The organism is Rhizobium sp. 22-785-1, assembly GCF_053521965.1.
The window spans coordinates 279,016-304,319 of sequence record NZ_JBNWDI010000004.1; the positions used below are offsets into that span (position 1 = coordinate 279,016).

Consider the following 25,304-nt stretch of genomic DNA (forward strand, 5'->3'; position numbering starts at 1 on the left):
GAACTATCCCGAAAAAATCCTGCTGGCCGTCTCCTCTGCGGGCGATTATGCGTATAAAGATTGGCTAGACCAGAGAAGGATTATGCTTTCATGGGTAATTTTGTGCTGCGAGATTTGATCGATCAAGGCCCGTGCATGCGCACGGTGTCCTTGCCGCGCGGTCGTCAGACGCTGCACACGATGCCGACGAGCAGTGGTTATGAGGTTCGTCGAAATGGCAATTATGACTGGGATGGAAGAAAGCGCGGACAGACGCCGTTTACGGTCCTGCAACACTGTATCAGCGGCGCTGGAAATCTGCGTTATGAAAACCGCCATTACGTCGTCAAGCCAGGCGAAACCCTGCTTGTCCTCGTTCCTCACAATCATCGTTACTGGCTCGATCAGGATAAGGAGTGGGAGTTCTTCTGGATTTCCATGAACGGGGAAGAGGCTCTGCGAATTCATCGCAATATCCTCGCAGTCACTGGGCCGATCCTCAAACTTCAGCCGCAGACGATCAATCACTTGTCAGAATGCTGCTCCCGTTTAGTCAATGGCGCCGAAACACCTGGGGCTGCCTCCGCAGTCGCCTATGAGGCCGCGATGACACTCTATGATGATGTCTTCGGGTCACATGCCTCGTTTGGCGGCGAGTACCGCACCATGCAGCAGGTGCTGAGCTATATCGACGGACACCTTAACGAGCGCTTGTCCGTCAGCGATCTGGCTGCCGTGGCAGGGCTCAGCCGTGCCCATTTCTCACGGATATTCACTGCCAATGAGGGCGTTCCGCCGGCAGAATTCGTGCTGCAGCGGCGCTTGAGGCGGGCTGCGAAGTTGCTGACCACGGCGGCGAACATTCCGATCAAGGAAGTCTCGGTTCTCTGCGGCTTTGATGACCCGAACTATTTTTCGAAGGTTTTCCGCAGGCTTTATGGCACCAACCCGAGCGAATTTCGCACCAGTGGAATGTATCCAAGGGCCGCAAAATGAAAGCGCTCATCGACCGGCGGGCGTATGCCTCATAACCGGTCGGAACAGGTTACTCCAGCCTAAGCCAGCTCCAGCGGTCGCCGCTGGACAAAAATAAAGTCGACGCCAGCTTCATCCGCAACCTGACCGACAGGGAAGCCAGTCAGAAGATCGTGCGATCTGTCAGTTGCTTTCGCGTGATCTCTCTCTCGATTGCGTCACTGAGGGCGTGGAAACCGCCCGTCCGTCCCAGATGCTTACCGATATGGGACGCAACCTCATTCAGGTCTACATCTACTCTCGTCATCTGACAGATATCGACGTTGAGCCAATCATAGACCGGCAGACAGGGCATATGAGGACAGCGCTCGGGTAAAAAAGCTTAGCTGCCGTTTACCGCTCACGCCTCAATTGCGCGGTACCGGGTTTTCGATCGGTCGCGGTGACGGTACAGGCATATCAGCGGCAGCAGCCTCATTTTGCCACGTCGTTACACGGTGAACGATGCCGGGTATTTCATCATTGAGATAACTTGGCTGGCCCGGTAGCCCCATCGGGTACATTGCCTCGCGCGTCGCCTCATACTGCTCGCTCTGCTTGGTACAAAGGCGCAGTCGCATATCTTCCGGCTTGACGTCAGGACGGTTGGCAATGGCTTCGACGCGACCCAAGCTCGGCGACAGGCGCCCTTCAAATCCTTCAGTCAGATACTTTGCCGAACGCTCGTTGCGTTCACGTTCCGTCGTAGCCCCCAGCACCACGACCATCAGGCGGCGGTTGTCGCGCTGGGCCACGCCGACGAAGTTGCGCCCAGAGGCACACAAGAACCCGGTCTTCAAACCGGTCGTGCCGCGATAACGGGTGAGAAGAAGATTGTTGGAAGGAATTTCCTTACCGTTGATCGATACGGCCGAAACCTGAAAGAAGTTCTGAAACTGCGGAAACTGCTGCTCGATCGCCAGACCCAGGATCGCGAGATCACGCGCTGTCGTGTAATTGTTTTTGTCGAACAACCCGTTAGGGTTGGAAAAATGTGTTCCCGTCATGCCCAGACGCCTGGCCGCTTCATTCATCTTTTCCACAAAGGGCGCCTCGCCGTGACCGACTGTCTCCGCGACGGCCATGGCAACGTCATTGGCGGAGGCGACGATCATGGCATAAAGCGCGTCTTCGAGCGTCATGGCCTGGCTTTGGGACAGGCCAGACTCCAAAAATGCCTCGCTGACCGATTTCTTCGTCATAGTGACGGGCGTCGACAGCGTGATGCGCCCCTCACGCAATGCCTCAAAGGTCAAAAAGGCAGTCATCAATTTCGTGGTGGATGCCGGGTACCAGGGAACGCCTGCGTCTTCCTGAGCCAGGACCTCATGGCTATCGGCATCAAGCACAAGCACTGGTGTGGCGCTTGCAGCAAATGGTGCGGCGAGCAACGATACCAATAAGGCGGAGCCAATCAGTCTTTTCATCTTCATGCTTTCCAGTGGTCATCCAAAGACGGCTCCCTTATCAGCTAAACGGCCGGGATGCCACATAAGCAGGGGTAACGAGAGCGTAACCTGCTATGCAAGAAAGCGACAACTGATTTCTGGATAATTTGGAGCGGGCGAAGGGATTTGAACCCTCGACCCCAACCTTGGCAAGGTTGTGCTCTACCCCTGAGCTACACCCGCTCGAATATCCGACGGTTCGGGGTAGATCGCTGAACCGTGGGCGCCGTCTTGCGACAACGAGCGCTATATCGCTCAACCGAGTTTCAAATGCAAGCGATAAATGCAGTTGTCGTTCGATATATTGACTGGGTTTGAATGCCCACGTCAGGCCAAGACATATTGCTCAACGAGCAGAGCGTGTGTCGGTGTGACCTGTAGTGACTTGAGAAATTTGGAGCGGGCGAAGGGATTTGAACCCTCGACCCCAACCTTGGCAAGGTTGTGCTCTACCCCTGAGCTACACCCGCTCAAATATCCGACGGTTCGGGGTAGATCGCTGAACCGCGGGCGCCGTCTTGCGGCGACGGGCGCTATATCGCTCAACAAATTTTCAAATGCAACAGGGAAATGACAAAAACCGGCACGATTTTTTTTGAAATGCTGCAAGCATCGGTAAAAGCTCGTCTTTTCGGTGCTTTGTAGCGCAGTGGATTGCAAAAGAGCACCGGCGGGCCTATGCATTTTCGTCAAGAGCAGGAAAACGAGCAGAGGCACTGAGTGATGGTTGCAGAGAATTCTCCAAAGACGGCGCAGGATCTTTTCAGCTTTCTCGATGGCCTTGGCATTAAACATAGCACCACGCAGCATGCGCCGGTCTTCACCGTCGCTGAATCGGAATCGCTGCGCGATCTTATTCCAGGCGGCCATACCAAGAACCTCTTCGTCAAAGACAAGAAGGATCAGTATTTCGTGCTCACCGTCGAAGAGAACGCGGCGGTAGACCTCAAAACTGTTCACAAGACTATCGGGGCCGCAAGCAAGGTCTCCTTCGGCAAGCCGGAAAAGATGCTGGAGTATCTCGGCGTCATTCCAGGTTCGGTTACCGTGTTCGGCGCCATCAACGACACCGGGCAGCAGGTGACCTTCGTGCTCGACAGCGAATTGATGAAGCATGACCTTATCAACGGTCACCCACTCAGCAACGATGCAACGACGACCGTTGGCCGCGACGATCTTGTGCGCTTTCTGGAGGCGACCAGGCACACGCCGCTGATCTTGAAAGTCACGGAATAAACCACGATCTGTGCGGTATGATCGCACCGGAACGAGATGATATTGGAGACGAGATATGAGCGGAACGGATAACCCTTACGGAGCCTCTCTTGGAGGACATATGACCGCTTCGGCAAATTTCGGCGGTGGCTCATCCGGCTCTCAAGGCTCCCATGTCAAAGATACGACGACGGCGAATTTCTCCAAGGATGTGATGGACGAATCGCGACGGCAGCCAGTCCTGGTGGATTTCTGGGCGCCGTGGTGCGGACCGTGCAAGCAATTGACCCCCGTGCTTGAAAAAGTGGTCAATGAGGCCGGTGGGCGCGTCAAGCTGGTGAAGCTCAACATAGACGACCATCCGACCATTCCGGGTCAATTGGGCATTCAGTCGATTCCAGCCATTGTCGCCTTCGTCGATGGAAGACCCGTCGATGGCTTCATGGGTGCGGTGCCTGAAAGCCAGATCCTGCAATTCATCGAGAAGCTCGCAGGCCCTGCGGGTGATGATCAGAAGGCCGAGATCGAAGCAGCGCTCACAGAGGCGAGGGAATTGCTGGAAGCCCAGGATTACCAGAATGCGGCGCAGTTGTTCGGCGCCGTGATGCAGGCCGACCCCGAGAACGCCGCCGCTGTCGCAGGCATTGCCGAATGCATGATCGCCGTCGGTCAGTACGAGCGCGCGGGCGAACTTTTGTCCTCGTTACCGGAAGAACTCGCCAAAGATGCTGCGGTGCAGGCTGCTTCGAAAAAGCTGGCGCAGTTCGACGAAGCTCGCAAACTTGGTGATCCCAACGCTTTGCAACAGGCACTCCAGCTGAACCCAGATGACCATGCATCGCGATTGAAGCTTGCCAAGATTTTGAATGCCCAGGGTAAGCGTGAAGAGGCCGTCGAGGAACTGCTGACCATTATGCGCAAGGATCGTACATTTGAGGACGATGCGGCACGCAAGCAGCTTGTCGAATTTTTCGAGATATGGGGGTTCAAGGACCCGGCGAGCATTTCCGGCCGCAGGAAACTGTCCTCGATACTCTTTTCCTAACTACGTCTTGCGCTTTAACCAACCGCTCCTCATCTACAGGGGAGCGGGAACGATAAGACACAAGGAAGCCTCCGATGCATGTCGGAAATGCGAGATATCTGAAAGCCAGCGACCTACCTGATACTATTCCTGTTTTTCCCCTGTCCGGTGTTCTGTTATTGCCGGAAGGACATCTGCCGCTGAACATTTTCGAGCCGCGCTATCTGGCGATGTTCGACGCTGCCATTGCGAGCCATAGGCTGATCGGAATGGTTCAACCAGCCCTTCAGTCGCAGGACCCGGGAGCAGACGGCAGCGCATTGAGCCCCATCGGCTGTATCGGGCGCATCACCTCCTTCTCCGAAACCGGCGACGGGCGCTATATCGTTTCGCTTACCGGCGTCTGCCGCTTCAGGCTTATTGATGAGGTGGATAAGGGTTTGCCCTACCGTGTTTTCAAGCAGGCTCCCTTCATTGCAGACCTGTCCGGTGAGGATGGCGAGGGAGACATCGATCGCGCCAATCTCTTACGTGTCTTCCGCAATTTTCTGGAATCGAACCAATTGGAAGCGGATTGGGACAGTGTCGAACGCGCCGGAAATCAGGTGCTGGTCAACTCCCTTTCGATGATGTCTCCATTTGGACCGGCGGAAAAACAAGCGCTGCTCGAAGCGCCCGATCTTAAATCGCGCGCAGATGCGCTGATCGCAATTATGGAAATCGTTCTCGCTCAAGGCGGCATGGACGGCGGGACCGTTTTGCAATGAGCCCTGCGCATGGATGAGAAGCTGAGCAAGGTCGATCCGAAACTCCTTGATCTGCTGGTCTGCCCTCTCACCAAAGGCAGACTGGCCTATGACCGCGAGCACCACGAACTGATCTCCGAAAGCGCCAAGCTTGCATACCCAATTCGCGACGGCGTGCCGATCATGTTGATTTCAGAAGCCCGCAAGATCGAGGACTGACGCTTTCTGCCCGCAGGCGCGGCGTCAGATGACTCATGCCGTCGTTCTCCTTGTTTTAGCGGCTTATACGCATGGCCCCTTCCTGCACTATTTCGGTTTCGGATACCCCGCCAGACACGTAAACGAATAGCGGCTAAGAGGCTGTTTTGGCAGGCGTTTTCATTAGAGGTAATATTCCGAGTGCCCTGCTCTGAGGCCTTATCGTCTTTTCCGTATCGAATAGTCGCGGCCTGGCGGAGGCGAAGATCGCGGCAGGCGATAGCGACTGAGCTGGCGCGAGCGCCAAAGCGATAGACGAGCCGCGGCAGATTATCGGACTTCATCGGGATGTGGCGGAAGGAACTCTCATATTCCCCACGCGTTCGATCGAGGACACATGGCGCTGCCCAAAGATGAGGAGCCTCTAAAATGGAAGACAAAAAAGCACGCGAGACAATTGAAGAAAAAGACACACCGAGCGGGAAGAACAATGATCTCCCGACCGCGGGTCCACACGCCAAAAAGCACCTGACGGATAAAAGCAAGACACCGGGCGCGGGGTCTTTGCCGGAAGAAGACGATAGCGTCAATCCCGGTTCCGGTTGACCGCACCTCTACCTAAAAAAGAGTGCCTCAAGCAGAAGTGCCCTTTTTTCCCAATCACTACCCGGCAACAGTTCGACCTCGTATCGGGCATCATTTTGACGAGCAGCAGCTCACGACTCATGCATGAGTGGTGAGAAATATCTCGTTTTATTTAACCTTTTTTCAGAACTTGCTTGCAAAAGTCGCAACTGAGGAAAACCGAAGTGAAACAAATACATAATTCGAGAAAAGGTTTCATAAACACATGTTCATCGATAGAGTTCTGGCGCGATTCAAAATCCAGACTAAAGTTATCGTCTTCATCGCGCCGTTTATTCTAAGTATTCTCGCAGTCGGTCTTTCAGGTCTTTACACATCCAAGCTGCTTCAAGGGCGCATGGATATCTCGAATACGACCCTGCAATCCTTGACGGGTTTCAAGAACGTTTATGAAAGCATGACCTCTTTTCTTCACAACACAACGGAAGAAACGCGGAAAGGGCTTCACCGCCAAGTTGATGAACAGATTGCCTTTCTCAAAATGACCGGTGATGGCAACGATCCGGCCATCCTCGATGCAATTAGCAGAACCTCCCTTGTCGGTGTCCAGGTGGACGAACTCTGGACCTTTCACCAGAAGGAAGAGGCGCTCCGATCGCAAATGAACGCCGATATGGCAGCCGTAACGAAGGAGCTTTCCGGGCTTCTGGCCAATGCGACCAATATGCGCAGCACGCTGGAAACGGACGAAACCAAAGCGAAAAACATGTTGCGAGAGGCGGACAAGCTCGTTCGCGGCGCGACTTTCATTGCCGCGATGGTCACCGAGTTCAACAAGCGGACCGTACCGGAGGAAAAGATTGCCGTCATACGCGACGCAATCGACCAGCTGGAAGCGACGGCAAAGGCCCTGTCCACAATCGCGGTCGCAGATCAGAAGCTCGTCATCGATCAGATCGCCGACAATGTGAAACAGATCCGCCAGCAAGTGGATATCGGTGTCGTGAATGACGCAACGCTTGGAACGATCGATCAGGCCATCAACATGATGCGCCCCTCAACGATCCGTCTCCAGGGCTTTGCAACCGTCAAGTCTCGTCAGGCAACCGAAATGTTCGGCCAGTTGGATGGCAAGATGGAAGCTGCCGCCAAATTTCTGGATGCAGCGCGCCAGATCGGCGAAGACGCGAAGAACATGCAGCTTGATATGGCAGGCTTTACCGCAGCGCCCACAAAGGATGGATTGGAACGGGTCCGCGATATGGCGTTTCGCCTCAGCGTGTCCGCGGGGACCATGATTTCTGATACGACCATGTCGGAAAGCGCACGCAAAAGCGCGACACGGATCGACGCGCTCTCAGGGCAGCTCGACAAAAATGCCGGCGAGCTGTTGACCATGGTCGACAAGCGCAAAGCTGCTTTTGCCAAGGCAAGCAGTGAGATTGGCCATATCTGGCAACAACTGACTGGATTTGCCGAAGCCCAGCGTCTGGCCGCTGACACAGAGCGCAACAAGGCAAACGGCATTTCGATTTCGGCCATGGTGACTGGCATTCTGGTTGCCATCTTCGCCGGCATCGGTCTGGTGCTGACTTTCAAGGGGCCGATCCTAACCATTGTCAACGCCATGAAACGTCTTGCCACCGGCGACGTGAATGTCGCTGTAAACGGCAATAATCGCCATGACGAAATCGGCGAGATGGCCCGTGCCCTGGAAGTCTTTAAGGAAAATGCGACGCAACGTATGCGGCTTGAAGCCCAGACAGAAGAACAACGAGCTGCTGCAGAGGCGGAGCGGCAGATGAACGATGCCGAGCGTAAAGAGCTCGACCGTCAGATCCAGGTCGCGGTGTCTGCACTCGCAGAGGGACTGAAGCGGCTTTCGGCTGGCGACATCTCCACCATGATCGACACGCCCTTTTCCGGCCATCTAGAGCAATTGCGTCTCGACTTCAACCAGTCCATGCAAAGGCTGCGCCAGACCATTGGCGGCATCCAGGACAATGTCGGAACCATCCAGATCAACGTACAGCAGATGTCGGCCTCAACGCTCGACCTTTCTAGACGTACCGAACGGCAGGCCGCCTCGCTGGAAGAAACCGCTGCGGCAGTGGATGAGCTCAACTCCAATATGCGTAACGCGGTGGAACGCGCCCGCCAGGCAAACGGCATCGTAGACGACACCCGCCGCCATACGGATGATTCCCTGACAATCGTCCAAAGTGCGGTGGCCGCGATGGAGCGGATCGAGGCAGCGTCGCAGACGATCGGCAACATCATCGAGGTCATCGATTCCATCTCCTTCCAGACCAATCTGCTGGCGTTGAATGCAGGCGTGGAGGCCGCGCGCGCTGGAGAGGCCGGCAAGGGCTTTGCCGTCGTGGCACATGAGGTGCGTGAACTGGCGCAACGCTCGGCCTCTGCTGCGAAAGAAATTCGCCAGCTCGTGGCCGTTTCGACGCAGGAAGTCTCGGCGGGCTCCAACCTTGTCAATCAGACGGGTGAAGCCCTGGCAAAAATCGGCGTCCGGATTTCGGAAGTCGCCGATCAGATGCATCAGATCACTCAGTCCACACAGGACCAGGCGGTGGTGCTCCAGCAAATCAACGGCTCCGTTGGAGAGGTAGATGTCCTGACCCAGCAGAATGCGGCCATGGTGGAAGAAACGAGCGCCGCAACGCAGCAACTCAATACCGAGACCGACCAGTTGCTGCAATTGCTGCAGCAGTTCCGCCTGACGAAGGACAGTGCTGCAACCCGTTACGCAGCCTGATTCCAACAGAGCAGGCCTTCTACGACAGGTCCGGTCATTCGGCCGGACCTATGCGTTTGTAGAAGAAGGTCGTGTCGCAGTAACGCCCATCGGGGAAGAGTGCGAAATCGGGGATGCCGCCGACGCGTTGCCAGCCGAAGCGCGGATAGATGGCTTCGGCCTCGCTGCCTGTTGCCGTATCCAGCACGAGAAGCGTCCGACCAAGGCCTGCCGCCTCCGCTTCCACATGCGCCATCAATTGGCGTGACAGACCAAGACCACGGGCTGTTCGATGGATCAGCAGCTTCATCACGTCACCCCGGTGAGGCTGGTTGGGCTTGGTGGCAAGACCCACCTGAACCGTGCCAACCACTTTCCCACCGCGTTCTGCCACCGCATGGAGTGTCGTGCCACGGCCCACCGCTTCTGCAACATCCTGCCAGAAGCTGCACGCGTCGTCCGGCCCGAATGGCAGCATGAAGCCGATAGAGGCTCCGCCATTGACGCAGTCCGACAGGACTTCGCAAAGATCCGGCAGTGCATCGAGTGTCTCCTGGCGGTCTAAAAGCCGGATGTTTATAATATTCTCTTCCATCATATGCGCTTTCTCTGGTCCAGCACGACGGCATAGCGAGTGGGACTACCGGACCGATTGTGAAAAATGTGGCCCTCCCCAACGGGCATGAAGAGGCAGTCACCCGGCTCTAGCCGGTAGGTCTGCTCTCCAAGCGTCATGTGGAGTGCGCCCTCGAACAGCCAGACGTATTGGGTCATGCCCTTGCTGGCCGGGTGGGGTGGGAAGCTGACGCGCGCGGATGCGGGCAACGAAACTTCGACGATATCGACATCCGAGCCAGTACGGGGCGGCGAGATGGCGCGGCGGACATAACCGGTTTCCGGATCTTTCCACGTCGGCTGATCGCTTCTTTTTACCAGCGGTGATGGCGGCGCCTCGCCTTCGGCGAAAAACTGCGACAGAGACAGGCCGAGTGCGGCGCAGATGCGCGCAAGCAATGATGCCGTAGGGCTCGCCTCGCCTCTTTCGATGCGGGATATCATGGCGCGGCTCACGCCGGACGCCGTCGCAAGTCCATCGAGCGTCAGTCCACTTTGCTCTCGCAGAAGCCTGAGCCTTGCGGCGATTACCGGTTCAAGCGGGTCACTTTGATTTTCCATGATAAGAGAATATTCGATCTTATAATGGAGTCAATGGACAAAAATGAAGCCGGGGCGCATCGCGCACTCCGGCTTCCTTACTGTTGATCAGACGCTTGCCCGTTCGACTTGCGGCTGCGCACTCTGCTCATTGAGCCTGACATCGATCCGCTTGCCGGTCTCCTTGTCGAAGAAATGCAGCCTTCCGGGGTTGATGGTGAGCGCGAAGATTTCCGGAAGCTCCAGTTCGGCGGAAAGCGACACCGTCAGCGGCTGATCTCCAACGACGCCATGCACCAGCCGCTGCGAGCCGAGTTCCTCGACATAATCGAGACGGAACGGCAAGGCTGGCTCATCACCATTTGCAATGCGCAAATCTTCCGCCCGTATACCGACCGTGACCGGGCCGGAGGTCGGCGCAACACCATTCAATGACAAGACAGCAGGACCGATCGCCAGACGATCACCATGCAGTTCGCCAGACAGGAGGTTCATGGCTGGCGAGCCAATGAAGCTTGCGACAAAGGTGGAGGCAGGCGTGTGGTAGACATCGAGCGGCGCGCCGATCTGTTCGATGCGTCCCGCATTCAGAACCACGAGACGATCCGCCAGCGTCATCGCTTCCAACTGGTCATGCGTGACATAAATGGAAGTTGTGCCGAGGCGACGTTGCAAGCGCTTGATTTCCCCGCGCATCGAGACGCGCAGCTTGGCATCGAGGTTCGAGAGCGGTTCATCGAAGAGAAAGGCCGCAGGCTTGCGCACAATGGCACGACCCATGGCAACACGTTGACGCTGCCCGCCGGAGAGAGCCCGCGGTTTGCGCTCCAGATAAGGCTCCAGTTGCAGCATCCGCGCTGCTTCCGCCACGCGAGCATCGATCTCCGCCTTCGGCGTCTTCCGGTTCTTCAGACCGTATTCGAGATTTTCGCGCACCGACATATGCGGGTAGAGCGCGTAGTTCTGGAACACCATGGCGATGTCACGATCGGCAGGCTCCACATTGTTGACGACCCGGCTTCCGATGCTAACCGTCCCCTCGGAGATTTCTTCCAAGCCCGCTACCATGCGCAGAAGTGTGGATTTGCCACAGCCGGACGGGCCGACCAGCACAATGAACTCCCCATCCTTGATTGCGATATCCACATCGTGGACGGCGCGCGTGCCGTTTGAATAATCCTTGCAGACCTGACGGATGTCGATCTCGGCCATTGTCGGTATCCTTTATTTGTCGCTTTCGGTGAGGCCCTTGATGAACCAGCTCTGGAAGATGACGACGATCATCACCGGAGGCAGCATGGCGAGAACTGCGAGCGCGAAAGCCTCGTTGTAATCGGGAATTTGCGAACCGACCCAGACTTGCAGGATCGACTTGATGCCACGCATCAGCGTGAAGAACCTCTCATCATTGGTCATCAGCATGGGCCAGAGATACTGGTTCCAGCCATAAACGAACATGATGATGAAGATGGCCGCCACCATCGTGCGCGACAGAGGGATCAACACGTCGATGAAGAACTTGATCGGCCCGGCACCATCGATGCGGGCAGCCTCCAGCAACTCGTCGGGCACCGACTTGAAGAACTGGCGGAAGTAGAAAGTACCGGTGGCAGAGGCCAGAAGAGGCACGATCAGGCCAGTGTAGGAATTGAGCAGCCCCAGTTTGCTCATCACCTCGTAGGACGGCATAATGCGGACCTCGAGCGGCAAGAGCAGCGTGGTGAAGATGATCCAGAAGGCGAGCGTTGCAAAGCGGAAGCGGAAGTAGACGATAGCATAGGCCGCCATCATCGACAGAACGATCTTGCCGACTGCAAAGCCTATACCGAGGATCAACGAGTTCATCACCATGTTGAACCCGGTCACCTGGCCGGTGAAGCCGCCTTTCTGTGTCAGCACCTTTTCATAAGTACCGACGAAATTATCGCCAGGCGTTAGCGCCAATCCGTTCATGTGGATTTCGGCTGCGGTATGGGTGGATGTCATGAAGGCAACGATGACCGGCAGAACCAGAAACAGCGAGCCGAGGATCAGCACCAGATGGTCGAGAGGCTTGGTCTTATACATGGGTCAACACCTCAACCGTAATGAATGCGTTTTTCGAGGAAGCGGAATTGCAGGACGGTCAGAACGAAAACGACGACCATCAGGATAACGGACTGCGCAGATGATCCGCCGATATCGTTGCCGCGGAAACCATCGAGAAACACCTTATAGACAAGGGTGATCGGGTTATTGGCCGCCTTGTCCTTCACCATCACGTCGATCACGCCGAAGGTGTCGAACAGGGCATAGGTGACGTTGATGATCAGCAGGAAGAAGGCCGTGGGCGCAAGAAGAGGCATGATCACGGTCCAGAAGCGGCGAAAGCCGGAGCGGCAATCGAGATAGGCCGCTTCGCGCACGGAGACTGGAACACTCTGGAGACCAGACAGAAAGAAGATGAAGTTATACGGGATCTGCTTCCACACGGAGACGAACACCATAGCGAAGGCCGTGTCGAAATAGTTGACGCCCACCTGCATGTGCCAGCCGAAGAAGGCTGCAATTTTGACGAAGGGGCCGATATGCTGATCGAAGAACATCATGCCGATCAGGCCCGCGACCGGAGGCGCGATGGCATATACAGAAATCAGCAACGTCTTGTAGGCCGACGCCCCGCGGATCACCGTATCCGCCTTGACCGCGAGCAACAGTCCAATGGCGAGTGAAAACACAGTGACGAGGATGGTAAAGATGCCGGTGAATTTGGCGATGTTCAGATACTCCGCGCTGAACAGCGCGTCGGAGTAGTTCGAAAGCCCGACGAATGTCGATCCGAAACCGAACGGGTCCTCGATATAAAAAGAGGACTGCACCGCTTGCACGGACGGCCAATAGAAGAAAACGAAAATGACCAGGAGTTGCGGCGCCAAAAAGAGGTAAGGCAGTAGCGACGAGGAAAACTGGACGCGCTTGGCCGTCTCGGTCGCTACGACCGGCCTTTTTGCTTTTGCAACAGGACCGGGGAGCGCCTGTGTAGCGCTCGGTTGGATGGGAGCGTAGGTCACGTTCGCAAACCTTCTTTGTTTATGGCCGGACTTCAACAAACAGGTCGGCCCGCGAATTTGGCAAAAAGCGCTGTAGTCTCGGGTTTCCGTCACCTCCATCCCACCCGCGATAACGAGTGTGCCGATCGGTGCTCGGGTCAGGTCCCCGAATAACTGAGGTTTTGACGCTTTTTAAAACACTGGAACGGGCCTCTCCTCGCGATGAGGAAAGGCCCATCCAGCGCATGGCTTGAGTGATCAGCCAGCAGTTTTGGCGAAACGGGCCAGAAGGTCGTTGCCTTCCTTCTCAATGATGTTGAAGGCGTCCTTCACGGAAACTTCGCCGGAGAAGATACGGCCATATTCACGTTCCATGATGGCGCGGATCTGCGGGTAAAAGCCGAGGCGATAACCCTTGGACCACTCGCCGCCTGGAAGCGACAGCTGCTTGATGCCGACTTCGGCAACAGGCTGCTTCTCGTAATAGCCTTCCTTCTTTGCCAGCTCATAAGCTGCCTTGGTGATGGCTACGTAGCCGGTTGCTTCATGGTAGAACTTCTGAATTTCAGGCGAAGTCAGGAACTGGAAGAAGTCGGCCACGCACTTATTTTCAGCTTCAGGCTTGCCGGACATGGCAAACAGGGCTGCGCCGCCGATGAAGGAGTTGGTGCCAGCGCCCTTGATTGCGCCCCAGTAGGGCAGGAACGTTGCCGAGAAAGGCATCTGCGCTGTCTTCTGCAGACCGCCAAAGGAACCGGACGAACCGATCCAGAGAGCGACCTTGTTTTCTTCGAACGGCTTCTGGTTGTCGTTCCAGCCGGCACCGTAATAAGCGAAGTAACCCTGATCCTTCCAGGACTTCAGCTTTTCGAACATCATGATCAGGTTTGGGTCGGTGACCTTGAGCTTGGTATCGACGACGCTGTCATAGCCATTGTTGTTGGTGGCGAACTGGATGTTGTTGCGCGAGAAGAAGTTTTCGGTGAACTCCCAGGTCAGCTGCGACTGGACGAGCGGGATGAAGCCGGCCTCCTTGAGCTTTGGCGCAATCGCTTCGAACTCTTCCCAGGTCTTTGGCGCTTCGACACCGGCCTTCTTCAGGGCGTCGGTGTTGATGTACATGATCGGAGCAGAAGAGTTGAACGGCATGCCGACGAACTTTCCGTCGGTTGCTGCGTAGAAATAACGAACGCCAGGGATGAAGGCTTCGCGATCAAACGTGTAGCCTGCCTTGGTGATGATGTCTTCCGCCGGGACTACAGCGCCCTTGGCGTTGATGATGGTTGCAGCACCGGCATCGAAAACCTGAAGAATGTTCGGCTGTTCGCCGGAGCGGAAGGCAGCGATGCCGCTGGCCAGCGCTTCTTCGTAAGATCCTTTGGAAACGGGCGTCAACGAGCAGGCGCTCTGTGCGGCATTGAACTTCTGCGCGACCTCATTGATGACTTCGCCATTACGGCCGCCCATGCCATGCCAGAAGGTGATGTTGGTTGCCGCCATGGAAGACGTTGCGGAAACGCTGAAGGCCATAACGGCCATTGAAATTTTCTTGATCATCTTTTCGATCCTCTACCGCCCTTGCTGGGTGAGGATGCGAATAGGGGCCTTCCATGACGCGAATTTTACAGTTTCATTTCAGATTTGTTACGAAAAGCCGATGATGATTGTGCTTCAGCAACCAGCAGCCACCTGTGGTAGATCATTGCCGACCTGTCGGGCGAGCGGGGTTGCCGACAACGATGTCACCGGCTGCCACGCTCTTCGTCACGACCGCGCCCGCCCCGACAATCGCACCCTCGCCAATGGTTATACCGGGCAGAATGATGGCGCCGCCGCCGATCCAGACATCCTTGCCGATCGTGACCGGCCTTGCTCTCTCGATACCCTGCCCGCGCAGAGTGACATCGCGGTGGTGATCCGCGCAGTAGATGTGGACGCCGGGACCGAGCATCGAGCCGGTGCCGATGTCGACGGAAGCGGAATCTAGGATTGTACAGCCTGCGTTGAGATAGACCCTCTCCCCGAGGCTGATATTGAAACCGTAGCTGCAATGAAATGGCGCTTCGATGAAGGCACTTCCGCCAGCGGACTGCAAAAGCGCAAGCAGCATGGGCGCTATTGCCCCGCGCTCGTCGGGTGGCAGGGTGTTGTGCTGATGAACGGCGACGCGGGCTTTCATGCGCAAGTTCCCTAATGCACTGTCGAGACAGCTGTACCAATCACCAGCCGCCATCTTTTCGCGTTCACTCGACATGGACGTATCCTCTAAAAGGCATCGATGAAATGAACCGGTAGCCGCCGTGGAAGAACAGCAACAATATCGAAGCGAAGAGAAAGACGATGGGAATCGCGGCGTCGGCTCAGCCAAAGATCCGCGGCGGCCCGAATCCGCCTCTGCGAGCTCGCACCGACAGCATCCACCGCACCCTTTTCCAGCTTGCGGGCCTTCACCTCGATGAAGGCGATCACATCCTTTCGCCGGGCGATCAGATCGATCTCGCCGAGCGGGGTGCGATAGCGAAGCGCCAGAATGCGATAGCCTTTCAGCATGAGATAGAGTGCTGCCCAATACTCGGCGGCATGACCGCGCTTTTCGGCCCGGCGTCGCTTCACATGCCGCGCATCAGCCGCCATTGCTGTCCTTCATGTCCAGGAGCCGCTGATAGAGTTCCTTGCGCGGCAAGCCGGTCAGCTTCGACGCCTCGGCTGCAGCCCTGGCCGCCGGCATGGTGGACACCAGATCCTTCAACAGTTTTTCGACATCCTCAATATCGGGTATCTCGTCATAGGATGGCGGCTCAACGAGGAGCACGATCTCACCCTTCACGGTGCGGTCTTCGTCATAATATTCCGCAAGCTCGCCCAAAGTCCCGCGACGAAACTCCTCGAATGTCTTGGTCAGTTCGCGACAAACGACTGCGCGACGCTCGCGACCAAGCACCTCCGCCGCGACACGAACGGATGCGCCGATGCGGTGCGGAGATTCGAAGAAGATCAAGGTTGCCGGAATTTTTGAAAGCTCGGCCAAGCGGTCGCGCTTGCCGCGATCCTTGACCGGCAGGAAGCCAGCGAACAAGAAGGAATCGCTCGGCATGCCCGATCCGACGAGAGCAGCAAGCGGCGCAGACGCGCCAGGGATCGGCACGACGCGATAACCGGCTTCGAGCGCCAACTGTCCAAGCCGATATCCGGGATCTGAAACGAGCGGCGTTCCAGCATCCGACACCAGCGCCACCGACTTTCCGGCCTCCAGAGCCGCGATCAGCTTCGGCCCCGCCTCTTGCGCATTATGCTCATGATAGGCATAGGGCCGATTGCGGATTCCATACCGTTCCAGAAGAATGCGGGTGACGCGCGTGTCTTCGCAGGCGAGAACGTCGGCCGCACTCAGGGTTTCCAGCGCACGCAGAGTAATGTCACCCAAATTGCCAATAGGCGTGGCAACGAGATAGAGGGCATTCTCCAAAGGCCGCGCCGGAACCGAAACGCCGGCGATACGGAAGCTCTTGCCCGAAGGCATGTCCGTCTGGTCATCTATCGTTTCGTCTGCCACGGCCAGTTCCAATCCATTCCGGTATTCTCTTGAAGCACTTATGGGCAATAGGCGGCGGCGGAACAAGCTCAAGATGTCACTCTTATCTGTGGATCACGAGCGATAGCGCTGAATTGGAACTGCGCGCGCATCCTCGCCTCTTGCATTTTGCACGATAACTCTGCCATTTTGCCTGTCCCATTGTCCGGCATCAGACCGGGAAAGACTATCTTGCCGATCCGGCGCCGCCGGATCGCAACGGTTGAAAGCGGTAGCGTCCATGCGTATTACTCTCGAGCGGTCAAACCTTTTGAAGTCGCTGAACCACGTGCATCGTGTGGTTGAACGGCGCAACACCATCCCGATCCTGTCAAACGTTCTGCTGCGCGCATCCGGCGCCAATCTGGACATGAAGGCGACCGACCTTGACCTCGAAGTCACGGAGGCAACGCCCGCCATGGTGGAGCAGGCGGGTGCCACAACGGTCCCGGCGCATCTGCTTTATGAGATCGTCCGCAAACTTCCGGACGGTTCGGAGGTGCTTTTGGCTACCAACCCCGATGGCTCGTCGATGACGGTGGCGTCAGGACGCTCGAAGTTCTCGCTTCAGTGCCTGCCGGAGGCGGATTTCCCAGACCTGACCGCCGGTACGTTCACACATAGCTTCAAGCTGAAGGCGACCGATCTCAAGATGCTGATCGATCGCACGCAGTTTGCCATTTCGACCGAAGAAACACGCTACTATCTCAACGGCATCTTCTTTCACACGATCGAAAGCGGCGGCGATCTGAAGCTGCGCGCAGTCGCGACGGACGGCCACCGCCTGGCGCGTGCAGACGTGGATGCACCTTCGGGTTCTGAAGGCATGCCGGGCATCATCATTCCGCGCAAGACCGTGGGCGAGTTGCAAAAGCTCGTCGACAATCCTGAGCTTGAAGTCGCAGTCGAAGTGTCCGACGCCAAGATCCGCCTGACCATCGGCGATATCGTCATGACCTCGAAGCTCATCGACGGTACCTTCCCGGACTACCAGCGCGTGATTCCGACCGGAAACGACAAGGAAATGCGCGTCGATTGCAGCAGTTTTGCCAAGGCTGTCGACCGCGTCTCGACCATTTCGTCGGAACGTGGACGTGCGGTCAAGCTCGCCTTGAATGACGGGCAGTTGACGTTGACCGTCAACAACCCGGACTCCGGCAGTGCTACGGAAGAAGTGGCAGTGGGCTACGAAAACGACCCGATGGAAATTGGCTTCAACGCCAAGTATCTCCTTGATATCACAGCGCAATTATCGGGCGAAGATGCGATTTTCCTGCTGGCCGACGCTGGCTCTCCCACGCTGGTGCGAGACACTGCGGGAGATGACGCGCTCTATGTTTTGATGCCGATGCGCGTCTAAGACGACAATCCTTGAATGAAGCCGGCGGAACTTTCCTCCGGCTTTTTTTGGCTCTATCGACACGAAGTATTTTTCCATAAGCGACATTTCCGTTTTGATCTGCGCCATGCGAGACAAGATGTCGCCATAGTTTCAACAAATGGTGTTTGACGACAAATAAGGGGACAAGACATGGGACTGAGCCTGAAAGAACGCTTTGGCCGGAAATTCGAGGAAGAAATCCGGTTCTTCAAGGGGATGGTCAATCAGCCGAAAAAAGTCGGCGCGATCGTCCCGACCTCCGGCATCACCGCACGGAGGATGGCAAGTGTCGTCAACCCTCACTCAGGTCTACCCGTTCTTGAACTTGGACCCGGAACCGGCGTCATCACCAAAGCCATCCTCGGTCGTGGTCTCAGGCCCGATCAGGTTACGGCGATCGAATATTCAACGGATTTTTATCAGCAGCTTTTGCGCAGCTATCCCGGCGTGAATTTCATCAATGGCGACGCCTTTGACCTGGACAAGACACTAGGCGACCAGAAGGACCAGATGTTCGACTGCGTGATTTCCGCCGTTCCCATGTTGAACTTTCCCATGGCCGCCAGAATCAAGCTTCTGGACGAGCTGCTGAACCGCATTCCACCCGGTCGCCCCGTCGTGCAAATCTCCTACGGCCCGGTTTCGCCGATCGTCGCACAGCCACACCTCTACCATATCCGCCATTTTGACTTCGTCGTGCGTAACATTCCGCCAGCGCAATTGTGGACCTACACTCGCACCTAGTCTAACGTCGGTGGGATGTACGCACTTTATATCACCCATCCGCAGGTCCGCATCGATCCGAAAGTTCCCGTTCCGCAATGGGGACTATCGGACATAGGAGCAGAGCGAGCCCGAAGAGCTTTCTCGCAGCCTTGGGTCCGAGACTTGCGCCGAATTGTCAGCAGCACCGAAACCAAAGCGATCGAGACTGCACAATATCTTGGCCGCACCAGCGGTCTTGACGTTGAACACGTTGAGGCGATGCACGAAAACGATCGCAGCGCGACCGGTTTTCTTCCGCCCGACCTCTTCGAGAAGGCCGCCGATTGGTTCTTCGCCCACCCGCATGCTAGCTACAAAGGCTGGGAAACCGCGGCTGACGCGCAGGCCCGCATCGTAAAAGCTGTCGAGACGGTGCTGGCCGATCACGACCCCAGCCAGCCCATCGCCTTTATCGGCCATGGCGCGGTCGGAACACTGCTGAAAAGTCACCTTAGCCATGACGTCATCCGACGCAACGGCGACCAGCCGCCCGGCGGCGGCAATCTTTTCAGATTCGATCTTGCGGACCGGAAAGTGACATGCGACTGGACGCCCATCGAAAACTGGCAGGGGTAAAGATGATGACCACGAACGAGCGCCTGATCGTTGGCCTGGATGTTCCAACCGTCAAGGAGGCTGAATCGATCGTCACCGCCATCGGCGACGACGTCATTTTCTACAAGATTGGCTATCAGCTGGTCTTTGCCGGTGGACTGGATTTTGCCCGCGAACTTGCCCAAAGCGGCAAGAAAATCTTCCTCGACATGAAGCTCCTGGATATCGACAACACGGTCGCCTCCGGCGTCGAAAACATTGCCAAGATGGGCATGTCCATGTTGACCCTGCACGCCTATCCGAAGGCCATGCGCGCGGCTGTCGCTGCCGCCAAGGGCTCGGATCTCACGCTTCTCGGCGTTACGGTTCTGACATCCATGGACGATGCCGATCTGACGGAGGCAGGTTATCAGGGTGACGCCCGGTCGCTCGTTCTCACACGTGCCAAACAGGCAAGAGAAGCCGGGATGGGCGGCATCGTCTGCTCCGCCGAGGAATCGTCAGCCGTTCGCGACATCCTTGGGCCTGACATGGCGGTCGTAACGCCAGGCATTCGCCCAAGCGGTGCAGACGCCGGAGACCAGAAGCGTGTCGTCACGCCGTTCGACGCCATCCAGGGCGGATCGAGCCACTTGGTCGTTGGACGTCCTATCGTCAAGGCGGCCGATCCGAAGGCTGCCGCACGGGCCATTCTGGACGAAATGCTGCGAGCCAGCTTTCCGGCCAATCGATAAAGCCAACCAGCAGCGTTTGAAGGATTGAGTCATGACCAAAGCCTACTGGATCGCCCGTGTGGATGTTCGCGACGCCGAACGCTATAAGGATTATGTTTCGACAGCCAAGCCCGCCTTCGAACGTTACGGTGCAAAGTTCATTGCTCGTGGCGGCGCATTCACGGAACTTGAAGGACAGGCTCGCGCCCGCAATGTGGTGATAGAATTTCCGTCCATGCAGCACGCGGTCGATTGCTACAACTCCGAGGAATACCAAGCCGCAGCCAAGATTCGCCAGGAAGTGGCGGATGCGGAAATGGTCGTCGTCGAGGGAATTTGACGTATTCCACGATCGCACGCAGGTCCCTTTCTGCTCGACGCTGTTCTCTCTTCCCGTACGCCCGGCTTTCGGCTAAGACACCAGAATATATCCATTAACGCTTCGCAGGAGCCGTCCCATGCCCTTGGCCAACCTTCCTCCACTCGTCACCGTTTTTGGCGGCTCGGGCTTTGTCGGGCGGCATGTGGTTCGCACGCTGGCAAAGCGCGGTTATCGGATCCGCGTTGCCGTTCGCCGCCCGGATCTTGCAGGGTTTTTGCAGCCGCTTGGTAATGTCGGTCAGATTTCCTTTGCCCAGGCGAACCTGCGCTACAAGGACTCCATCGTTCGCGCCGTCGAAGATGCCGATCACGTCGTCAATTGCGTTGGTCTGTTGTTCGAAAGCGGTCGCAATACATTTGATGCCGTTCAGGAATTCGGTGCGCGCGCCGTTGCAGAAGCGGCAAAGGCCGCAGGTGCGACGCTCACTCATATCTCGGCGATCGGCGCCGACGCGGAGTCCTCTATTGGCTACGCCCGCACCAAAGGCCGCGCGGAAGCCGCAATCCGCTCTGTTCTTCCGAATGCCATCGTTCTGCGCCCATCCATCGTCTTCGGTCCCGAAGACGACTTTTTCAACAAGTTCGCCGGTATGGCGCGCACTCTGCCCTTCCTGCCCCTGATCGGTGGCGGCAAGACCAGGTTCCAGCCGGTCTATGTCGAGGATGTGGCCGAAGCCGTGGCCCGCAGCGTCGATGGTCAATTGAAGTCCGGCGCTACTTACGAGCTTGGCGGCCAGGACGTATTGACCTTCCGTCAATGTCTTGAGGCAGTGCTGCAAGCAACCTACCGCGAACGCCCGATGATCAACCTGCCCTTTGGCATTGCATCCATGATGGGCTCGGTGGCCTCCCTCATTCCGCTCATCAAGCCTCCCTTCACCTCCGATCAGATTGCTCTGTTGAAGAACGACAATGTCGTGTCCGCTGAGGCGGAAAAAGCCGGGCTCACTCTGGAAGGAATGGGCATCACGCCTGTTCGCATCACCTCGGTGCTCTCTACCTATCTGGTCAGCTACCGCCCTCACGGCCAATTCAGCAATGCCGGAAAGGCTGCCTGAGGTCTTTTTTCGGCGTACTGCAACCAAAGATTACCCTGACCGTTATGATCCCAATGGCGCGGCGGCGTGACAACCGCAGTCGCGTTTATTGATTGGGGGAATGTCGCGACAACGCGTGGGGAACGCCGCAAGCGTGGCACAAGGGCAACGGTGAAAAACTCTTCACATTAACCCGGTGTTCAGCAAGCTGAGTTATTGGTACACGCCACACTCACGACACATCCTCCATCGAACAACCAAACGGCGGCACGACCGCTCGTATTTTAATTTTGAAAGGCAATGAGAAATGGGCAGGTCTATCGCACTCTTTTTTGCGTGTGCGGCATTGGTTGTTCTGGCAGGTTCATTCATGGCGCCGGGCACGGTGGCCGCAGGCAAGACCGGTTGCTCGCCGGCCTATGGGGTTGACCCATGCGCAACGAGCTCCATCTCGGCCCAGTGATATTTGATGGCCCCAAGGCCATACGACAAAAATGACCAAGCGCCCGGAGGCGAATCCAGGGCGCTTTTTTATTGCAGTCGCTCAAAAACGCTCGAAAGTTATCCCTGCAATGCAGCATTAAAGTTCCGTTAAAATGGCTGCGACTATTATTTCAAGCAGGGGCCGCACTTTGAGCTTTTTTCGGCCACAAACAAGCAACCACAAGAAACACAAACCCTGAGCGCAAATGCCAACTCTTTATCACTCTTCCATGTCGACGGCATCACGCTTCGTCCGGCTGATCCTCGCAGAATATGGCTTTCAGATCGATCTTGTCGAGGAACAACCTTGGGAGAAGAGGAGGGAGTTTCTGGCGCTCAACCCGGCTGGCACTTTACCAGTTTACCTAGACGACAATATGCGCTCGCTCTGTGGCCCTTACGTGCTGGCGGAGTTCCTGGATGAAGCCCACGGAGTGCTCAAGCGCGATAGACGACTGCTTGCGGAAGAGCCTTTTCAGCGCGCCGAAATTCGACGGCTAACGGAATGGTTTCTTCAGAAGATGGAAAACGACGTGACGAAGCCTCTCGTGCGGGAGCGCGTTTATAAACTGCAGATGACAGCGGCCCAAGGCGGCGGGCCGCCAGACTCGAAACTGCTGCGTACTGCGCGCTCGAACATTCGCCAGCATATGAAATATCTTGAGTGGCTTGCCGGTTCGCGCACATGGATCGCCGGTGATCGGCTGAGCTACGGCGATCTCGCCGCCGCCGCATCGGTTTCCATTCTCGACTATCTCGGCGAGATCAACTGGCTCGAAGCACCGATAGCCAAGGAATGGTACCAGCGGGTCAAGTCGCGCCCATCCTTCCGTCCTCTGCTGGCAGAGCGGGTACCGCGTCTTGCACCCTCTTCCCATTATGCCGATCTCGATTTCTAATCCTGCCACCACACATTATATATGACGTGGACGCCGGCGTTGCGCCGGCATCTTTCGCAGGAGAGAAGCAATCGACACGGTCTTGCAGAAGCAGGAACTGCGCGCCCGCAAGCTGACGGATTTCGTTCGCGCGGAAGCGACGGCGCTCGGCTTCGACCTCTGTCGGATAACCTCGCCAGATGCCATTCCGCTCGCCCCTGATCGGCTGCGCGAATTCCTGGAGAGCGGTTTCCACGGCACGATGGGCTGGATGGCCGAGACGGAAGAGCGCCGTGCTTCTCCCAGGACGCTTTGGGGCGATGTCCGCTCCGTTGTTATGTTCGGTTTGAATTATGGACCGAATGAAGACCCGCGCGGCATCCTCGAAAAGCCGGACAAGGCCGCAATTTCCGTCTACGCCCGCAATCGCGATTATCACGATGTGATCAAAGGCCGGTTAAAGGAGATCGCCACGCGCTTTGCGGCCCGCGCTGGCGAGGATGTTAAGGTGTTCGTCGATACCGCACCGGTGATGGAAAAGCCGTTGGCGGCTGCGGCCGGGCTTGGCTGGCAGGGTAAGCACACCAATCTCGTCAGCCGCGCATTCGGCTCCTGGTTGTTTCTCGGCAGCATGTTCACCACGGCACGGCTCTGTCTGGATGATCCTGAAAAGGATCACTGCGGCTCCTGCCGTGCCTGTCTCGACTCCTGCCCGACAAACGCCTTTCCGGCGCCCTACAAACTGGATGCGCGGCGCTGTATCTCCTATCTGACCATCGAACATAAGGGGCCGATCGCTCACAAATTCAGGCCGATGATCGGAAATCGCATCTACGGCTGCGACGACTGTCTGGCCGCCTGTCCCTGGAACAAATTTGCCGCCAGTGCCTCCGAAATGAAGCTGCAGGCCCGGAACGATCTGAAAGAACCGTCGATTGGCTTTCTCCTGGAATTGGACGACGCCGCGTTTCGGACCTTTTTCAGCGGATCGCCGGTCAAGCGTATCGGCCGCAACCGCTTCATCCGCAACGTTCTGATCGCCGCTGGAAATTCAAAAGATCCACGCTTCATCGAGCAATGCCAGAGGCTGAGCGCAGATGCGTCGCCCGAGGTACGAGGCATGGCGGTATGGGCGCTCTCGCAGTTGATGGACACGCAAAGTTTCCACGCTTACGCTGCGGCGCGCGCAACCGAAGACGATTCGGACGTGCGGGATGAATGGCGCATGGCAGGAGCATAGATGTCGCAGCTGATGATTTTCGGAGCCGGATATTCCGGCAAAGCCATCGCGAAAAGTCTTCAGGATACCATTGGCCGTATTTGCGGCACCACCCGTAGCGCAGAACACGCCCAGAAGCTTCTGTCCCTTGGCATCTCGCCATTCATTTTCGACGGCGACACACTGAGCGAGACTTTGCGCAGGGAACTCGCGACAGTTACCCACCTTGTCCAATCCATTGCTCCTGGCAAGACGGGTGATCCGCTCCTGCGGATATGTTCCGGTGACCTGAAATCCCTCATGCCGCAACTCCAATGGGTGGCCTATCTTTCAACCGTTGGGGTTTACGGCAACCACGATGGCGCCTGGGTCGATGAGGAAACTCCGTGCAAACCGGTGTCGGCACGGTCGCTGGAGCGCGTGCAGGCAGAGCAGGCGTGGCAAATGGCAAGCGATGGTGCAGACGCGCCTCTCAGCATTCTTCGCCTGTCTGGCATCTACGGCCCAGGTCGCAACGGCTTTATCAATCTGGAGAAAGGCACTGCCCGACGTCTGATCAAGCCTGGACAGGTCTTCAATCGCATCCGTGTCGAGGATATCGGCGCAGCGACGGCATTCCTCATTTCGCAAAATGTGGGTGGCATCTTTAACGTGACGGACGACGAACCGGCTCCGCCGCAGGATGTCGTAACCTTTGCCGCCAAGATGATGGGGATTGCCCCGCCGCCCGAGCAAGCCTTCGAAACTGCTGAACTGAGCGCCATGGCGCGCTCTTTCTACGGTGAGAACAAGCGGGTATCGAACAGGAAACTTCGCGACATGGGTTACGTGTTTCACTACCCCGATTACCGTCTGGCGCTTCGCCAATTATGGGAAAGCGACAGCTGGAAAGATGAATAAACGTTCATCTTTAATAAGGTGAAAAATTCATCCTGAAGCCCTTTCGGGGAAGTTTATCATCGCCGAATTCATATTTAACCTTTTATTAATCTGCAAATTTAAGAGAATTTTTCAGCTTTTAGAAAATTATTTCACACGTCTTTTGTGAACTGTGCAGTAAATCCCCGTTGTCGCAAAGGCGTTCTGCTTGCGAGTTGATTCTAAAGAAATTTTTCCGGAATCATAGACGGCTATCTAAAATCGTCAAACAGCGCGATGATCACAAATGTTACAGCC

The 25,304-nt window shown here is 56.6% G+C and carries 27 protein-coding genes and 2 tRNA genes; 17 read left to right on the plus strand and 12 right to left on the minus strand.

Annotated elements, in window-relative coordinates; genetic code table 11:
* Nucleotides 1-90 precede the first annotated feature (90 nt).
* Both ACQZ5M_RS11015 and ACQZ5M_RS11020 read left to right on the plus strand, forming a co-directional pair.
* On the plus strand, nt 91-975 hold the full coding sequence (locus ACQZ5M_RS11015) for an AraC family transcriptional regulator (protein ID WP_449079749.1): 885 nt from the start codon (nt 91-93) through the stop codon (nt 973-975).
* A 166-nt stretch (nt 976-1,141) separates the two neighbouring features.
* On the plus strand, nt 1,142-1,330 hold the full coding sequence (locus tag ACQZ5M_RS11020) for a hypothetical protein (RefSeq protein WP_449079750.1): 189 nt from the start codon (nt 1,142-1,144) through the stop codon (nt 1,328-1,330).
* Nucleotides 1,331-1,361: 31 nt separating this feature from the next.
* Here ACQZ5M_RS11020 and ACQZ5M_RS11025 read toward each other — a convergent pair whose 3' ends face one another.
* From ACQZ5M_RS11025 to ACQZ5M_RS11035, 3 genes are all read right to left on the minus strand, one after another.
* Nucleotides 1,362-2,420: a D-alanyl-D-alanine carboxypeptidase family protein gene (locus tag ACQZ5M_RS11025; RefSeq protein WP_449079751.1), complete on the minus strand. Its 1,059-nt coding sequence runs from the start codon at nt 2,418-2,420 to the stop codon at nt 1,362-1,364.
* Nucleotides 2,421-2,549: 129 nt separating this feature from the next.
* Nucleotides 2,550-2,624, minus strand: a tRNA-Gly gene (locus ACQZ5M_RS11030).
* A gap of 212 nt (nt 2,625-2,836) precedes the next feature.
* Nucleotides 2,837-2,911: transfer RNA gene (locus ACQZ5M_RS11035), tRNA-Gly, on the minus strand.
* 253 nt (nt 2,912-3,164) lie between these two features.
* On the opposite strand from ACQZ5M_RS11035, the gene ACQZ5M_RS11040 reads away from it, so the two are divergent.
* The 6 genes from ACQZ5M_RS11040 to ACQZ5M_RS11065 all read left to right on the plus strand — a co-directional run bounded on the left by ACQZ5M_RS11040 (nt 3,165) and on the right by ACQZ5M_RS11065 (nt 8,982).
* Nucleotides 3,165-3,677 (plus strand): prolyl-tRNA synthetase associated domain-containing protein, encoded by a 513-nt coding sequence (locus ACQZ5M_RS11040; protein WP_296099734.1) that lies wholly within the window; start codon nt 3,165-3,167, stop codon nt 3,675-3,677.
* Between the two features lie 55 nt (nt 3,678-3,732).
* A complete protein-coding gene (trxA, locus tag ACQZ5M_RS11045) occupies nt 3,733-4,701 on the plus strand; it encodes a thioredoxin (RefSeq protein WP_296021507.1) in 969 nt (322 codons plus the stop codon).
* Nucleotides 4,702-4,775: 74 nt separating this feature from the next.
* On the plus strand, nt 4,776-5,447 hold the full coding sequence (locus tag ACQZ5M_RS11050; RefSeq protein ID WP_296099738.1) for an LON peptidase substrate-binding domain-containing protein: 672 nt from the start codon (nt 4,776-4,778) through the stop codon (nt 5,445-5,447).
* A 9-nt stretch (nt 5,448-5,456) separates the two neighbouring features.
* The gene (locus tag ACQZ5M_RS11055; protein ID WP_296021511.1) at nt 5,457-5,645 is read left to right on the plus strand and encodes a Trm112 family protein; all 189 of its coding nucleotides are present in this window, start codon (nt 5,457-5,459) and stop codon (nt 5,643-5,645) included.
* 408 nt (nt 5,646-6,053) lie between these two features.
* Complete coding sequence (locus ACQZ5M_RS11060; RefSeq protein ID WP_296099741.1) at nt 6,054-6,230, plus strand: hypothetical protein; 177 nt, start codon at nt 6,054-6,056, stop codon at nt 6,228-6,230.
* A gap of 244 nt (nt 6,231-6,474) precedes the next feature.
* Nucleotides 6,475-8,982: a methyl-accepting chemotaxis protein gene (locus ACQZ5M_RS11065; RefSeq protein ID WP_449079752.1), complete on the plus strand. Its 2,508-nt coding sequence runs from the start codon at nt 6,475-6,477 to the stop codon at nt 8,980-8,982.
* A gap of 34 nt (nt 8,983-9,016) precedes the next feature.
* On the opposite strand, the gene ACQZ5M_RS11070 is transcribed toward ACQZ5M_RS11065, so the two are convergent.
* The 9 genes from ACQZ5M_RS11070 to rsmI all read right to left on the minus strand — a co-directional run bounded on the left by ACQZ5M_RS11070 (nt 9,017) and on the right by rsmI (nt 16,665).
* Nucleotides 9,017-9,544, minus strand: coding sequence for an N-acetyltransferase family protein (locus ACQZ5M_RS11070; protein ID WP_449079825.1), 528 nt, complete (start codon nt 9,542-9,544; stop codon nt 9,017-9,019).
* A gap of 11 nt (nt 9,545-9,555) precedes the next feature.
* Complete coding sequence (locus tag ACQZ5M_RS11075; RefSeq protein WP_449079753.1) at nt 9,556-10,137, minus strand: helix-turn-helix domain-containing protein; 582 nt, start codon at nt 10,135-10,137, stop codon at nt 9,556-9,558.
* Between the two features lie 87 nt (nt 10,138-10,224).
* Nucleotides 10,225-11,328, minus strand: a complete 1,104-nt coding sequence (locus tag ACQZ5M_RS11080) for a sn-glycerol-3-phosphate import ATP-binding protein UgpC (RefSeq protein ID WP_449079754.1) — start codon at nt 11,326-11,328, stop codon at nt 10,225-10,227.
* A 12-nt stretch (nt 11,329-11,340) separates the two neighbouring features.
* A complete protein-coding gene (gene ugpE, locus ACQZ5M_RS11085) occupies nt 11,341-12,183 on the minus strand; it encodes a sn-glycerol-3-phosphate ABC transporter permease UgpE (protein ID WP_296021520.1) in 843 nt (280 codons plus the stop codon).
* Nucleotides 12,184-12,194: 11 nt separating this feature from the next.
* The gene (locus tag ACQZ5M_RS11090; RefSeq protein ID WP_449079755.1) at nt 12,195-13,166 is read right to left on the minus strand and encodes an ABC transporter permease subunit; all 972 of its coding nucleotides are present in this window, start codon (nt 13,164-13,166) and stop codon (nt 12,195-12,197) included.
* A 237-nt stretch (nt 13,167-13,403) separates the two neighbouring features.
* On the minus strand, nt 13,404-14,702 hold the full coding sequence (locus ACQZ5M_RS11095; RefSeq protein WP_296021522.1) for an extracellular solute-binding protein: 1,299 nt from the start codon (nt 14,700-14,702) through the stop codon (nt 13,404-13,406).
* 142 nt (nt 14,703-14,844) lie between these two features.
* Entirely contained in the window at nt 14,845-15,399 is a 555-nt protein-coding gene (locus ACQZ5M_RS11100; RefSeq protein ID WP_449079756.1) for a sugar O-acetyltransferase, read from the minus strand.
* Nucleotides 15,400-15,410: 11 nt separating this feature from the next.
* Nucleotides 15,411-15,779: a YraN family protein gene (locus ACQZ5M_RS11105; protein WP_296021526.1), complete on the minus strand. Its 369-nt coding sequence runs from the start codon at nt 15,777-15,779 to the stop codon at nt 15,411-15,413.
* The gene (gene rsmI / locus ACQZ5M_RS11110; RefSeq protein ID WP_296021561.1) at nt 15,769-16,665 is read right to left on the minus strand and encodes a 16S rRNA (cytidine(1402)-2'-O)-methyltransferase; all 897 of its coding nucleotides are present in this window, start codon (nt 16,663-16,665) and stop codon (nt 15,769-15,771) included. Before rsmI ends, ACQZ5M_RS11105 begins: the two co-directional genes overlap by 11 nt.
* A gap of 292 nt (nt 16,666-16,957) precedes the next feature.
* Between rsmI and dnaN the strand changes: the two genes are divergently transcribed.
* The 9 genes from dnaN (at nt 16,958) to ACQZ5M_RS11155 (ending at nt 25,028) form a co-directional block, all read left to right on the plus strand.
* Nucleotides 16,958-18,076 (plus strand): DNA polymerase III subunit beta, encoded by a 1,119-nt coding sequence (gene dnaN / locus ACQZ5M_RS11115; protein ID WP_296021528.1) that lies wholly within the window; start codon nt 16,958-16,960, stop codon nt 18,074-18,076.
* A 171-nt stretch (nt 18,077-18,247) separates the two neighbouring features.
* Nucleotides 18,248-18,841 carry a phospholipid N-methyltransferase PmtA gene (gene pmtA / locus ACQZ5M_RS11120; protein ID WP_449079757.1) on the plus strand — a complete coding sequence of 198 codons (594 nt, stop codon included), beginning with the start codon at nt 18,248-18,250 and terminating at the stop codon, nt 18,839-18,841.
* A gap of 15 nt (nt 18,842-18,856) precedes the next feature.
* Nucleotides 18,857-19,438, plus strand: coding sequence for a histidine phosphatase family protein (locus tag ACQZ5M_RS11125; RefSeq protein ID WP_449079758.1), 582 nt, complete (start codon nt 18,857-18,859; stop codon nt 19,436-19,438).
* A 5-nt stretch (nt 19,439-19,443) separates the two neighbouring features.
* Nucleotides 19,444-20,151 (plus strand): orotidine-5'-phosphate decarboxylase, encoded by a 708-nt coding sequence (gene pyrF / locus ACQZ5M_RS11130; protein WP_296106911.1) that lies wholly within the window; start codon nt 19,444-19,446, stop codon nt 20,149-20,151.
* A 31-nt stretch (nt 20,152-20,182) separates the two neighbouring features.
* The gene (locus tag ACQZ5M_RS11135; protein WP_296035580.1) at nt 20,183-20,470 is read left to right on the plus strand and encodes a DUF1330 domain-containing protein; all 288 of its coding nucleotides are present in this window, start codon (nt 20,183-20,185) and stop codon (nt 20,468-20,470) included.
* Between the two features lie 118 nt (nt 20,471-20,588).
* Nucleotides 20,589-21,569, plus strand: a complete 981-nt coding sequence (locus ACQZ5M_RS11140; protein ID WP_449079759.1) for a complex I NDUFA9 subunit family protein — start codon at nt 20,589-20,591, stop codon at nt 21,567-21,569.
* Nucleotides 21,570-22,237: 668 nt separating this feature from the next.
* Nucleotides 22,238-22,930 (plus strand): glutathione S-transferase family protein, encoded by a 693-nt coding sequence (locus ACQZ5M_RS11145; protein WP_296106881.1) that lies wholly within the window; start codon nt 22,238-22,240, stop codon nt 22,928-22,930.
* Between the two features lie 82 nt (nt 22,931-23,012).
* The gene (gene queG / locus ACQZ5M_RS11150) at nt 23,013-24,149 is read left to right on the plus strand and encodes a tRNA epoxyqueuosine(34) reductase QueG (RefSeq protein ID WP_449079760.1); all 1,137 of its coding nucleotides are present in this window, start codon (nt 23,013-23,015) and stop codon (nt 24,147-24,149) included.
* The gene (locus ACQZ5M_RS11155; protein ID WP_449079761.1) at nt 24,150-25,028 is read left to right on the plus strand and encodes an SDR family oxidoreductase; all 879 of its coding nucleotides are present in this window, start codon (nt 24,150-24,152) and stop codon (nt 25,026-25,028) included. It abuts the gene before it with no gap.
* Nucleotides 25,029-25,304 lie beyond the last annotated feature (276 nt).

What these genes read in the sequence shown, in the direction of transcription:
- ACQZ5M_RS11015 (WP_449079749.1), top strand. Translation starts at nt 91, where the DNA reads ATGGGTAATTTTGTGCTGCGAGATTTGATCGATCAAGGCCCGTGCATG.
- ACQZ5M_RS11025 (WP_449079751.1), bottom strand. Translation starts at nt 2,420, where the DNA reads ATGAAAAGACTGATTGGCTCCGCCTTATTGGTATCGTTGCTCGCCGCA.
- ACQZ5M_RS11040 (WP_296099734.1), top strand. Translation starts at nt 3,165, where the DNA reads ATGGTTGCAGAGAATTCTCCAAAGACGGCGCAGGATCTTTTCAGCTTT.
- trxA (WP_296021507.1), top strand. Translation starts at nt 3,733, where the DNA reads ATGAGCGGAACGGATAACCCTTACGGAGCCTCTCTTGGAGGACATATG.
- ACQZ5M_RS11050 (WP_296099738.1), top strand. Translation starts at nt 4,776, where the DNA reads ATGCATGTCGGAAATGCGAGATATCTGAAAGCCAGCGACCTACCTGAT.
- ACQZ5M_RS11055 (WP_296021511.1), top strand. Translation starts at nt 5,457, where the DNA reads ATGGATGAGAAGCTGAGCAAGGTCGATCCGAAACTCCTTGATCTGCTG.
- ACQZ5M_RS11060 (WP_296099741.1), top strand. Translation starts at nt 6,054, where the DNA reads ATGGAAGACAAAAAAGCACGCGAGACAATTGAAGAAAAAGACACACCG.
- ACQZ5M_RS11065 (WP_449079752.1), top strand. Translation starts at nt 6,475, where the DNA reads ATGTTCATCGATAGAGTTCTGGCGCGATTCAAAATCCAGACTAAAGTT.
- ACQZ5M_RS11075 (WP_449079753.1), bottom strand. Translation starts at nt 10,137, where the DNA reads ATGGAAAATCAAAGTGACCCGCTTGAACCGGTAATCGCCGCAAGGCTC.
- ACQZ5M_RS11080 (WP_449079754.1), bottom strand. Translation starts at nt 11,328, where the DNA reads ATGGCCGAGATCGACATCCGTCAGGTCTGCAAGGATTATTCAAACGGC.
- ugpE (WP_296021520.1), bottom strand. Translation starts at nt 12,183, where the DNA reads ATGTATAAGACCAAGCCTCTCGACCATCTGGTGCTGATCCTCGGCTCG.
- ACQZ5M_RS11095 (WP_296021522.1), bottom strand. Translation starts at nt 14,702, where the DNA reads ATGATCAAGAAAATTTCAATGGCCGTTATGGCCTTCAGCGTTTCCGCA.
- ACQZ5M_RS11100 (WP_449079756.1), bottom strand. Translation starts at nt 15,399, where the DNA reads ATGTCGAGTGAACGCGAAAAGATGGCGGCTGGTGATTGGTACAGCTGT.
- ACQZ5M_RS11105 (WP_296021526.1), bottom strand. Translation starts at nt 15,779, where the DNA reads ATGGCGGCTGATGCGCGGCATGTGAAGCGACGCCGGGCCGAAAAGCGC.
- rsmI (WP_296021561.1), bottom strand. Translation starts at nt 16,665, where the DNA reads ATGCCTTCGGGCAAGAGCTTCCGTATCGCCGGCGTTTCGGTTCCGGCG.
- dnaN (WP_296021528.1), top strand. Translation starts at nt 16,958, where the DNA reads ATGCGTATTACTCTCGAGCGGTCAAACCTTTTGAAGTCGCTGAACCAC.
- pmtA (WP_449079757.1), top strand. Translation starts at nt 18,248, where the DNA reads ATGGGACTGAGCCTGAAAGAACGCTTTGGCCGGAAATTCGAGGAAGAA.
- ACQZ5M_RS11125 (WP_449079758.1), top strand. Translation starts at nt 18,857, where the DNA reads ATGTACGCACTTTATATCACCCATCCGCAGGTCCGCATCGATCCGAAA.
- pyrF (WP_296106911.1), top strand. Translation starts at nt 19,444, where the DNA reads ATGACCACGAACGAGCGCCTGATCGTTGGCCTGGATGTTCCAACCGTC.
- ACQZ5M_RS11135 (WP_296035580.1), top strand. Translation starts at nt 20,183, where the DNA reads ATGACCAAAGCCTACTGGATCGCCCGTGTGGATGTTCGCGACGCCGAA.
- ACQZ5M_RS11140 (WP_449079759.1), top strand. Translation starts at nt 20,589, where the DNA reads ATGCCCTTGGCCAACCTTCCTCCACTCGTCACCGTTTTTGGCGGCTCG.
- ACQZ5M_RS11145 (WP_296106881.1), top strand. Translation starts at nt 22,238, where the DNA reads ATGCCAACTCTTTATCACTCTTCCATGTCGACGGCATCACGCTTCGTC.
- ACQZ5M_RS11155 (WP_449079761.1), top strand. Translation starts at nt 24,150, where the DNA reads ATGTCGCAGCTGATGATTTTCGGAGCCGGATATTCCGGCAAAGCCATC.